The organism is Lutibacter sp. A64, assembly GCF_022429565.1.
Lineage (GTDB): Bacteria > Bacteroidota > Bacteroidia > Flavobacteriales > Flavobacteriaceae > Lutibacter.
Map to the genome: position 1 here is coordinate 2550093 of NZ_CP092487.1, position 11626 is coordinate 2561718.

Here is an 11626-nt window from a genome sequence, read left to right on the forward strand (position 1 = left end):
AACAACCTCTTTTTTAACTGATGAAATAATTATTTATTTTACTTCAAAAGTAATTTTTACATTTACTCTAAATTCTGAAACTTCATTACCGTCAACCACTACACTTTGTGATTGCACAAAAGCAGATTTAATATGCTTTACACTTTTTGAAGCATGCGATATTGCATTTTTAGTAGCATCTTCCCAACTTTTGTTAGAACTTGCCATTACTTCAATAACTTTCATTACTGCCATAATTTTTTGTTTTAAATTAATAATACTTAAATATACAAAATATACTTAAAACTAACAATCGTCATTTTTTATCCTGTTATAAATAGTAAATTTGTACGTTTAAAAATTTACCCATGAAATATATTATTTCAACAATTCTACTTTTAATTACCATTAATTATACAAATGCTCAAACAGAAATATTAAAAGATAATGGCTCTTGGTTTACATTAACAAATAAAGTTAAAGTTTCTGAAAAATTTTACATTACTAATGTAACGCAACAACGTAGGGTTAACTTTTTAAAAAACACGCAAGCTTTTTTACTTTCACCAAGTATTAATTACCAACTGACAAAAAATGTAAGTTTTGGTGTTGGATATATGCATTATACCTACTTTACAAACGGTGTTTCACATGCTTCTATTAAAAAAGATGAAAGCCGTTTTTTTCAAGATTTAGTGGTAAATTCTAAGCTTGAAATTTTTAAAATTAGTAACAGATTTAGATTTGAAGAACGCGTAATTGATGTAATTAATACTAGCGTTACTCCTAATATAATAGATGGTTCTAAATATGTTAATCGTTTTAGATATAGAGTTCAGGCTACAACTAATTTATTTAAATTAAAGAATGAAAAATATATTTTAGGAAAATTATCTAATGAAATTAGAATTCGTTTTGCTGGTGGTGGAATAAATGAACCTGATTTTGATCAAAATAATTTTGCTGCTTTAATAGGCTATAAACTTTTACCAAACTCAACAATTTGGATGGGTTATGGCAGGTATTATTTCAAAAAAAATGCTGCGCTTTATATTTCAAACAATATTTTACATCTTAATTTAAGTTACAATTTTGATTTAACAAAAAGAACTTAAAATCAGTACAGATAAACACATCATATTTCCACAGGAAAATAACGCTAAATTACAACACATCTTTACATTCTTAAAAATTATAGAATAATGTTAGTAATTTAATGGCTGTTATTGAGATAGCAATTAAAATAGAAATAAAAAAACTGTTTAAAAAGTTAAACTTACGTCAACCCGAATTTAGTTCAAGCCTTCACAATAATTATTTATTAATGTGATAAGATACTAAAACTAAATTCAACAGACGAGTTTGTTACTTTTTAAACAGCTTTTTTTTATATAAAACAAGAGTTGTATTAAGCCAATGCTTTTTCAACTCTAGAAACAGCTTCTCTTAAGTTTTCTTCAGATGCAGCATAAGAAATTCTTATACAATCTGGCGCTCCAAAAGCTTCTCCAGTTACGGTAGCAATATTAGCTTCTTCTAATAAAAATAAAGAAAAATCTGTTGCATTTTCAATTTTATGACCTTTTATTTCTTTTCCAAAAAATGCAGAAACATCTGGGAAAATATAAAAAGCTCCACCCGGTGTATTCAATTTAAACCCTTCAATTTTACCTAATAAATCCAACATCATATCTCTACGTTTATGAAATTCATCAACCATATATTGAATTTTAGAAACAGGTGCATCTAAGGCTGCAATTGTGGCTCTTTGCGCAATACAGTTAGCTCCTGAAGTAATTTGCCCTTGCAATTTATTACAAGCACGTGCAATCCATTCTGGAGCACCAATATATCCAATTCTCCAACCAGTCATTGCAAAAGCTTTTGCTACACCATTTACAGTAATTGTTCTATCGTACATACTTTCAATTGCTGCAAAACTAAACATTGGTTCACCATAGTTTATATGCTCGTAAATTTCATCTGAAAGAATATAGATGTTTGGATATTTTTCTAAAACAGCTGCTAAAGCTCTATATTCGGCTTCACTATAAATAGAACCACTTGGGTTATTTGGTGAATTAAATAAAATCAATTTAGTTTTAGGCGTAATTGCTGCTTCTAATTGCTCTGGCGTAATTTTAAAATCTGTGTCTACAGATGAAGGAATTTCTTTATATGTTGCTTCAGAAAAAATTGCCAATGCAGAATAGCTTACCCAATATGGTGCAGGTAATAACACTTCATCTCCAGGGTTTAACAAAACTTGTAATGCATTTGCAATAGATTGTTTAGCTCCTGTTGAAACCACAATTTGACTAGGTTTATAGTCTAAACCATTATCACGTTTAAATTTATTGATGATAGATTCTTTTAAATCTGCATATCCATCAACAGGACTATAAGAGTTGTAATTATCATTTATAGCTTGTATTGCTGCTTCTTTAATAAATTCAGGAGTATTAAAATCTGGCTCTCCTAAACTTAAACTAATAATATCTTTTCCTGCAGCTTTTAATTCTCTTGCTTTTGCTGCCATTGCTAAAGTTGCCGATACTGGTAAACTGTTAATTCTGTTTGATAATTGATCTTTCATGTGTTTGTAATTATGGTTTTTTAACGGTGACTTACTGTCTGTTTTTAATCTTTATTTTATACAAAACTTTTAGCTAGCCCGTTTCATAAAAAATTATTTAAGCATGTGCTGGTTTAATCCCTAATGTTTTTAATTGGTTAAAATGTTCTACGAATGCTTTTCGCATGGTTTTATATTCATTGTAAGGCAAATTAAATTCAGTTGCCGTTTCTTTTACAATTTTAGCAATTTTACCATAATGAATATGTGAAATATGCGGAAAAATATGATGTTCTACTTGATGATTTAATCCTCCTGTATACCAAGAAATAAAGTTGTTTTTTGGTGCAAAATTAGAAGTGGTATATAATTGATGGATTGCCCAGGTATGCTCTAAATTACCTTCTTTATCTGGCAATGGCATTTTAGTATTTGGAACAACATGTGCTAACTGAAAAACAACACTTAATATCATTCCTGCTGTATAATGCATTACAAAAAATCCAATTAATACTTTCCACCAAGCTATATCTAAAACAGTTAATGGTAATACTATCCAAAGTAAATAATAGATTATTTTAGTAACTATTAAAATAGTCCATTCTTTAGCTGGATTTGGAAATTCTCCATAAGAAAGTTTACGCTTTAAATAACTGCGCATTTGTTTAAAATCTGTAGTAATGGCCCAATTAATAGTTAATAAACCATATAAAAATATGGAATAGTACTTTTGAAATTTATGCACTCTAAACCATTTTGAATGTTTAGAGAAACGAATAATTCTACCTGCATCTATATCTTCATCATGGCCTTGAATGTTTGTAAATGAATGGTGCAATACATTGTGTTGTACTTTCCAATTATAAACATTACCTGCCAAAATATACATACTGCTTCCCATTAATTTATTCACCCACTTTTTACTCGAAAAAGATTCGTGATTACTGTCGTGCATTACATTCATACCTACACCTGCCATACCAACTCCTATAACAACAGTTAATAAAAGTAATGCCCATTGTGGCATTTGCACTGTTAAAATTAGTACTAATGGCACTAAAAAAACTGAAAACATAATAATTGCTTTCGTATATAATTTCCAATTTCCGGTTCGTTTAATTTTATTTTCTTTGAAATAAGAATTCACCCTTTTATTAAGAGTTCTAAAAAATTTAGCTTTATCATTACGAGAAAAGCTTATTGTTTTATTATTATTCATACTTTTTTTATCTATACTAAAACGTATATGCCAAAATTACACCATTTTAGGTATTTAAATTAATTTTTGGGAAAAATATAACAATTTTTGAAAAGATGTTAATTTAATTTTTGAAATAGTAATTTTACACCGTATTTTTTTACACAATTATTTATGAAGACACTTTTGAACTATTTTACCGATATTACTGAAACCCAAAAAGAACAATTTTACAAATTAGAAGAGTTGTACAAATTTTGGAATGCACAAATTAATGTTATCTCTAGAAAAGATATTGATGAATTATACACTAAACATGTACTACACTCGTTAGGTATAGCCAAAGTACAAGCTTTTAATCCTGAATCTAAGGTCTTAGATGTTGGCACAGGTGGTGGTTTTCCTGGAATTCCTTTGGCTATTTTATTTCCTGAAACCGACTTTTATTTAGTTGATTCTATAGGAAAAAAAATAAAAGTTGTAAATGAAGTTGCAACTGCTCTAAAATTAAAAAATGTAAAAGCTGAACAAATTAGAGCTGAAAATGTAAAAGGAGAATTCGACTTTATTGTTAGCAGAGCTGTTACTAAAATGGACGATTTTGTAAAATGGACCCGTAAAAAAATTGCTAAAAAACAGCAACACCAACTTAAAAATGGAATTTTATATTTAAAAGGTGGTGATTTAACTGACGAATTGGCAAATTTTTCAAATGCAACACTCTATAATTTAACCGACTATTTTGATGATGAATTTTTTGAAACTAAAAAAGTAGTGCATATTCCGTTGAAGAAACGTTAAATATGACATTTGTTATAATTTATAATTAAAATAAAAGATATTTTTGTCTTAAATTAAAATTATAATAGATATGAGTCAAGTTAAAGCATGTTTAGTTTGTAAAAAAACTGCTACAGAAATACCGGTAACAAAGTTTTATTATCAAGAAAGTGAATTTTATATCTGCCCACAACATATGCCAACCATAATTCACAATCCACAAGAATTAATTGGCCTTTTAGATGGAGCTGAGGATTTTGAAGCAGTTTAGTTTACTTTCAAAATAAAAAAGACTGTCTAAAAAGTCTATAAATTCGTTAACCTGAAACAAGTTTGGTTTGACGAAAATTTCACTTTTTAGACAGCCTAATTATTCAATAATATTGAATTTATTTTTTCTTAAATCTATCTGATAAATCTTTACCAAATTCTTTTAATTTTTCAACTGCACTTTCAACCTCTTTTTCAACAGTTTCAATTGTAGTTTCCCCTAAAAACGGATATCTATAATCTGTTGGCGACACAAAAGTTTCTTTAATTGTACGGTTGCTTACCCAACGTAATAAATTCCATACAGAACCAGCTTTATCATTAGTTCCAGAACCTCTAGCACCTCCAAAAGGTTGTTGTCCAACAACAGCTCCTGTTGGTTTATCATTTATATAAAAGTTACCCGCAGCATTTTCTAATTTATTAGTAGCAATGTCAATTACATATCTATCTCCACTAAAAATAGCTCCTGTTAAGGCAAATTCGCTTGTTTTATCTACAATATCTAAAATTTCTTCCCATTTTTCATCTTCATAAATATAAATGGTAATAATTGGGCCAAATAATTCAGTACTCATTGTTTTGTACTGTGGATTTGTAGTAACAATTACAGTTGGCTCAATAAAATAACCAATACTATCATCATAACCTCCACCAATAATAATTTCGGCATCAGCATCTGCTTTTGCTTGATCTATATAGCTAGATAATTTTTTGAACGCTCTATCATCAATCACAGCATTTATAAAGTTTGTAGTATCTTCTGGAGTTCCCATTTTAAAAGATTTTACATCTTTTATTACAGCTTCTTTAATTTCTGGCCATAAACTTTTTGGCAAATAAGCCCTTGAAGCTGCAGAACATTTTTGTCCTTGATATTCAAAAGCACCTCTAGAAATGGCCGTAGCTACTTCTTGAGCATTTGAACTTGGGTGTGCCCAAATAAAATCTTTTCCTCCTGTTTCACCTACAATTCTTGGGTATGTTTTGTAGGTATTCATATTTTTACCTATTGTTTCCCAAAAACTATTAAATACTGGTGTAGATCCTGTAAAGTGCACTCCAGAAAAGTCTGGACTGTTTAACAATACGTCTGTAATTGTTCCAGAATTACCTGTAACCATATTTATAACACCATCAGGTAAACCAGCCGCTTTAAATAATTCCATAATTACTTGTGCAGAATATACTTGAGAACGTGCAGGTTTCCAAATAACTACATTCCCCATAAGTGCTGGAGCTGCAGGTAAATTTCCTGCAATTGCTGTAAAATTAAATGGTGTAATAGCATATACAAAACCTTCTAACGGACGGTATTCCATTCTGTTCCAAACACCTGGTGAAGATACTGGTTGATTACTGTAAATCTCAGTCATAAATTCTACGTTAAAACGTAAAAAATCGATTAATTCACAAGCTGAATCTATTTCTGCCTGATACACATTTTTAGATTGCGCAATCATTGTTGCTGCATTCATTTTATAACGAAAAGGTCCTGCTAATAAATCTGCTGCTTTTAAGAAAATTGCAGCTCTGTGCTCCCAACTTGTAGCTGCCCATTTTACACGTGCTTCAGCAGCTTTTTTAACAGCCAACTCAATATGCTCTTTATCTGCAGTATGATAGTGTCCAACACAATGTTTATGGTCATGTGGTGGATGAATATCTACCGTATTACCAGTTCTAAATTCTTTTCCTCCAATATAAAATGGAATATCCACTTTTTGGTTATACATTTTTCGGTAAGTTTCCAATAAAAGTCTACGCTCTACAGAACCTGGAGCATAATTTTTAACTGGTTCATTTACCGCCTTTGGTACATTATAAAATCCTGAAGCCATATTAATATTATTTTATAAATTTTTACTTTAAATTTGCCTACAAAGTTACAAAATAGTATTCATTTATTATTTTTGAAACTAATACTGATTATTCAAATTTTGATAGTATGTGTACCGTTACTTTTCTACCATTAAAAAATAATGGCTTTATTTTAACTTCCAATCGCGATGAAACGCCACTTAGAGCTACATTTCCTCCTAAAAAATATCAAGAAGATGGTGTGAAATTGGTTTTCCCAAAGGATAAATTAGCTGGTGGCACTTGGATTGGTACAAGCTCTAATAACAGATTGGTTTGTGTTTTAAACGGTGCTTTTAAAAAACATAACAGAAAAGAAAGCTATAAAAAAAGTAGAGGAATTATTGCTAAAGATATTTTAAAAGCCTCTAATTGTAATGCGTATATTAAAAACTTAGATTTAGATGGAATTGAGCCGTTTACTATGGTTATAGTTGATTGGAATAATAACAACCTAAATTTACTAGAACTTGTTTGGGATGAAAACACAAAACATTTTAATAGTTTAAAAAACGAACCTAAAATATGGTCTTCTGCCACTTTATATTCTGAAACCTCAAAAGAAACAAGACAACATTGGTTTAAAACATGGGTTTCTGAAAACAACTTTACAACTTCAACCATTTTAAATTTTCATCATTCTGAAATTGGAGATAAAGAACAATCTATTTTAATGAAACGTCCAAAAGTTGAAACTGTTAGTATTACTTCAATAAAAAAAGAAGATCAAAAAATTGAGATGCTATATAAAGATATAATTCGTAATTTAATACACAAAACAAGTATTTAGTTATGAATATTAGAAACCATTAATTGAAATGTTGGTATATAAACTTTAAACATTTTTGAAGTGGTAAAGTTTACCATATTATAATAACCTTTCATAGCACCAATTGGTGAAGTTAAAAAACAATTTGAAGTATATGTATGAGATTCAGCAGGTTTTATAATTGGTTTTTTACCAATAACACCAGATCCTTCAACAATTTCGGTATTGTTTAACGAATCAAATATTTTCCAGTGACGTGCCAATAACTGCACCGTTTCATTACTTTGATTTTCTATAGTGACTTGATAACTAAACGCATAATACAACCTATAATTTCGATAGTTTGTACCTTCAAAATTAGATTTTACTGAAATTTTAATGCCATTTGTTACTTGTTGCACCATAACAACTTACTTGTTGAGTTTCTTCAAAGATACAAAATTTCTGAAATTATTTAAAACTTGTTAATTGTTAAAATTGTCTAAATAAAGTAGTTATCACACACTCTATTTAAACAAAAAATTAGAATTTAATTCATTTTAGGATCAGATCTAAGCACACCAGCATTAGTATGTACATTTCCTACTTCTGTAATAACCGCACCTTCTGGTCCAGCTATTTGCCAATGTGGCGACTCTACTTTTTCTAATTTTGCAAAATCACCTTCGTTTGCTTCAATAATATGATTTGTAGTTACTTTACCATCCCAATGCGATTTTGGCACTACAACTTGAGGAAATTGATCTCTATTATTTTCTCCAACTCCTACTATATAACTTTTACCGTGCCTTACAAGCCAACCTTCCATTTTTGCAGGATTGCCGTCTGCTGCAAAATGCATGTGTTCTCCTAGCATTTGGCCTGGCAATAAAAATATATCCATCAGCATATATTGATCTTCTTCATTATTTACATACATAACCGAAGCCAACCCTAATTCGGCATAATTGCCTTTATTATAATCTGTAAGCCAAATTTTTTCTCTTAAACCTTCAAAAATAGGATAATCATGGTATTCTAGCATTTCAATTAAAGCGTCTTTTGCCTTTTCTTCTAAAAAATTTCCTTCAGTATCATAAAATTGGTCATTTGTAAATTTTAATTCTTTTTTAATTTCTTCTTTTAGAACTTCTGCCTGTTTTTTTTCAGTTTTTTTAACACAACTACTAAAAAGAATAACAATTATTAAAGAACACAATAGACTTAATTTTCTCATAAAATGAATTTATTTTTTTAAAAACTTAACAATTAATATTTAACTAGTTTAGTATTATTCAGCTAAAATTAAAGCACAAAACTATTAAGATTAAACTAAATAAAACGTATTTTATTAAATATTTTTCATCAATTTCCAATACTTAACATTTTATTCACAATAAAATCAACGATTGGCTGAATATTATATTTTTGTTAATTATTCATTTTTTCAGAATTTCCATAACCAACACCAATTACTTTGGTATATCTACTTCCAAATTTATTATAGTACACTAAAACGGTATAATCGTTTTCCGTTTGAAAAAAAGAGCCATCAATATCGCTATTATTTATAATACCATCGGCAGTTTTAGTAACAAACTGATAATTATAAAAACCTTGTTTAAATAATATAGAGGCTTCATAAAGCCCATTTTCAGCATTGTATGTAAGTTTATTAGTTTCATTTAACTGCCAATTATTAAAATTACCACTAACATAAATATCTTTACCATCTAAATTTTCTAAACAACTTAATGAAAAATGCACCCAGCTATAATCTGCATCCGTATTACTATCATCTCCAGTTAAGGTTCTAACAACAAAATTTCCATTAATATCTTCAAACAACGTATACGGTTTATCTATTCTTTCTTCGTTTGTATATAAGTAAGTATGGTATAAATCTCTACCCTGCTCCACTTTTGCAATATTTAACGTAGAATTTCTAATAGATTTTGAATCGAAATACAAAAACTCATTACCCGCTAAAAAGCTAGTTTCTTTATTGTATTTATATAATAATTGTGTACCTCTATAAAATTGTGGTTTTAAACCTTCAATAGCCGTTTGCCAATTATTATTTTGAATTACAACTGGCAAAATTTCTTCTTTTGGATTGTTAATTCTTAAACTAGGATGATTTATTATAAATTCTACAGATTGGTGAGAATTTATGGTTGAAATATCTCTACTTTTATAAATTGTTACTCCAACCGTTACTTTAGATTCGTACACTACAAATCTGCGTTCAAAAACCACTTCATCATAATCATTTAAAACATAGATTTTATAATTTCCAGAAATTTTTATTCTTGTATTATCATTAGGCAGCGTTAAGGAATAGTTTGTATAAGGCTGCAAGGTGTTAAAAGAATTTTCGTAGCCTCTAATTCTATCTTCTGCATAACCATCTATAAACTCAGAATCTGCTAAATTTGAAGAATTCCAATTATAATCGCAATGTTCAATTTTATAGGTATAATCGTGTTCGTCGGCATTTAAATCATCAAAAATCAACTGAATAGATTCTCCTAATCTAATAATTGGCGCATAATTATTAGCTAAAGTTGGCTGTAAAATAATTGTTTTTATATGTTCGGCATCTTTAATTTTCTGTTGAGCATAATTTAACTGAAAAATTAAAAATGTAATAAAACAAGTGTAAAATAACTTCAAAATATAATGGTTTTAACAGTGTTTAACATCAAAAATTAAACCAAATATAAAATTGTAAATACAAATAAAACGATTTCGGATTGAAAACTTATTTACAAAAGTTAAAAAATTTATTAAAAACTGTATAATAAAATTATAAATTCATATTTTTGCACCGTTTTTAAAGGACTATCTAAATAAACTCAAAATATGTCACAGGACATTCAAATTAAAAAAGGTTTGGATATTAAGCTAAAAGGTATTGCCGAAAAGGTTACCGAAAAAGCTGACCCATGTAGTGTCTACACACTAAAACCTGAAGATTTCCACAGTATCATTCCTAAATTATCTATTAAAATTGGCGCTAAAGTAAAAGCCGGTGAAGCCGTTTTTTACAATAAAGCTAATGAAGATATGAAATTTCCATCACCAGTAAGTGGTGAGTTGGTTGATATAATTCGTGGTGAAAAAAGAAAAATATTAGCAATTAAAATTAATGCTAGTAATGTACAAGAATTTGCAGATTTTGGCATAAAAGATCCAAAAGCTATGAAAGCTGAGGAGATTAAAAGTCATTTATTAGCTGCTGGTTGTTGGCCATTTATTAAACAAAGACCTTATGATGTAATTGCAAATCCTGCAAATACACCTAAAGCTATTTTTGTTTCTGGCTATGCAAGTGCTCCTTTAGCCGCTGATTACGATTACGTTTTGGCAGGTAAAGAAAAAGAGTTACAGGCTGCAATTACAGCTTTAAGTAAATTAACGCCAGGAACTGTACATGTTTCGGTTGGAAAAAATTCCAATTCGCCTTTAGCAGGTTTAAACAATTGTACTTTGCATAAAGTTTCAGGACCACATCCTTCTGGAAATGTTGGTACTCAAATTGCAAAAATTGACCCTGTTAATAAAGGTGAAACTGTTTGGACAATTTCTCCGCAAGATTTAGTAATTATTGGTGAATTATTACTTACCGGAAAATTTAATGCTGAACGAATTATTGCATTGGCTGGTTCTTCTGTTAAAGCACCAAAATATTATAAAACAATTATTGGAGCTACAACTGCTTCTATTGTTGGTAATAAATTGGCAGGCGATAACACTAGAATTATTAGTGGAAATGTACTAACTGGTAAAGCTATAACCTTAAAAGGATGTTTAGGCTATTACGATAATATAATTACTGTAATTCCTGAAGGTAACGATTATGAATTATTTGGTTGGAACAAACCAGTTTTCAATAAAATATCAGCCACAAGGTCCTTAACTTTTTCTTGGTTAAATCCTAAAAAGAAATACGACTTAAACACAAATACAAATGGAGAACACCGAGCGTTTGTTGTTACAGGTCAATACGAAAAAGTATTTCCTTTAGATATTTTCCCAATGCAAATTTTAAAAGCTTGTATGTATAAAGATCTTGATGAAATGGAAGCTTTAGGAATGTACGAAGTTGCTCCTGAAGATTTTGCTTTAACCGAGTTTGTTTGTATTTCTAAACAACCACATCAAGAAATTATTAGAAAAGGCTTAGACTTAATGTTAAAAGAAATAGGATAAG

General features: G+C 29.2%; 12 protein-coding genes. 5 read left to right on the forward strand and 7 right to left on the reverse strand.

Annotation, left to right across the window (positions count from 1 at the left end):
• Positions 1-33: 33 nt before the first annotated feature.
• The gene (locus tag MKD41_RS10300; RefSeq protein ID WP_240242209.1) at positions 34-234 is read right to left on the reverse strand and encodes a dodecin family protein; all 201 of its coding nucleotides are present in this window, start codon (positions 232-234) and stop codon (positions 34-36) included.
• Between the two features lie 113 nt (positions 235-347).
• Here MKD41_RS10300 and MKD41_RS10305 point away from each other — a divergent pair, with 113 nt between their 5' ends.
• On the forward strand, positions 348-1094 hold the full coding sequence (locus MKD41_RS10305; protein ID WP_240242210.1) for a DUF2490 domain-containing protein: 747 nt from the start codon (positions 348-350) through the stop codon (positions 1092-1094).
• Positions 1095-1387: 293 nt separating this feature from the next.
• On the opposite strand, the gene MKD41_RS10310 is transcribed toward MKD41_RS10305, so the two are convergent.
• Positions 1388-2575, reverse strand: a complete 1188-nt coding sequence (locus MKD41_RS10310; protein ID WP_240242211.1) for a pyridoxal phosphate-dependent aminotransferase — start codon at positions 2573-2575, stop codon at positions 1388-1390.
• Between the two features lie 97 nt (positions 2576-2672).
• Positions 2673-3773, reverse strand: a complete 1101-nt coding sequence (locus MKD41_RS10315; protein ID WP_240242212.1) for a fatty acid desaturase family protein — start codon at positions 3771-3773, stop codon at positions 2673-2675.
• Between the two features lie 153 nt (positions 3774-3926).
• Here MKD41_RS10315 and rsmG point away from each other — a divergent pair, with 153 nt between their 5' ends.
• Together rsmG and MKD41_RS10325 are read left to right on the forward strand one after the other, a co-directional pair.
• Entirely contained in the window at positions 3927-4553 is a 627-nt protein-coding gene (rsmG, locus tag MKD41_RS10320) for a 16S rRNA (guanine(527)-N(7))-methyltransferase RsmG (protein ID WP_240242213.1), read from the forward strand.
• 70 nt (positions 4554-4623) lie between these two features.
• Complete coding sequence (locus MKD41_RS10325) at positions 4624-4803, forward strand: hypothetical protein (protein WP_240242214.1); 180 nt, start codon at positions 4624-4626, stop codon at positions 4801-4803.
• Positions 4804-4921: 118 nt separating this feature from the next.
• On the opposite strand, the gene pruA is transcribed toward MKD41_RS10325, so the two are convergent.
• Positions 4922-6643, reverse strand: coding sequence for an L-glutamate gamma-semialdehyde dehydrogenase (gene pruA / locus MKD41_RS10330; protein ID WP_240242215.1), 1722 nt, complete (start codon positions 6641-6643; stop codon positions 4922-4924).
• A 107-nt stretch (positions 6644-6750) separates the two neighbouring features.
• On the opposite strand from pruA, the gene MKD41_RS10335 reads away from it, so the two are divergent.
• Positions 6751-7452, forward strand: a complete 702-nt coding sequence (locus MKD41_RS10335; RefSeq protein WP_240242216.1) for an NRDE family protein — start codon at positions 6751-6753, stop codon at positions 7450-7452.
• Here the strand turns inward: MKD41_RS10335 and apaG are convergent.
• From apaG to MKD41_RS10350, 3 genes are all read right to left on the reverse strand, one after another.
• On the reverse strand, positions 7449-7835 hold the full coding sequence (gene apaG / locus MKD41_RS10340; protein ID WP_240242217.1) for a Co2+/Mg2+ efflux protein ApaG: 387 nt from the start codon (positions 7833-7835) through the stop codon (positions 7449-7451). The two genes, MKD41_RS10335 and apaG, sit on opposite strands and share 4 nt — an antisense overlap.
• A gap of 125 nt (positions 7836-7960) precedes the next feature.
• Complete coding sequence (locus MKD41_RS10345; RefSeq protein WP_240242218.1) at positions 7961-8647, reverse strand: hypothetical protein; 687 nt, start codon at positions 8645-8647, stop codon at positions 7961-7963.
• A gap of 194 nt (positions 8648-8841) precedes the next feature.
• Positions 8842-10086 (reverse strand): type IX secretion system plug protein domain-containing protein, encoded by a 1245-nt coding sequence (locus MKD41_RS10350; RefSeq protein WP_240242219.1) that lies wholly within the window; start codon positions 10084-10086, stop codon positions 8842-8844.
• Positions 10087-10275: 189 nt separating this feature from the next.
• On the opposite strand from MKD41_RS10350, the gene MKD41_RS10355 reads away from it, so the two are divergent.
• Complete coding sequence (locus MKD41_RS10355) at positions 10276-11625, forward strand: Na(+)-translocating NADH-quinone reductase subunit A (protein ID WP_240242220.1); 1350 nt, start codon at positions 10276-10278, stop codon at positions 11623-11625.
• Position 11626 lies beyond the last annotated feature (1 nt).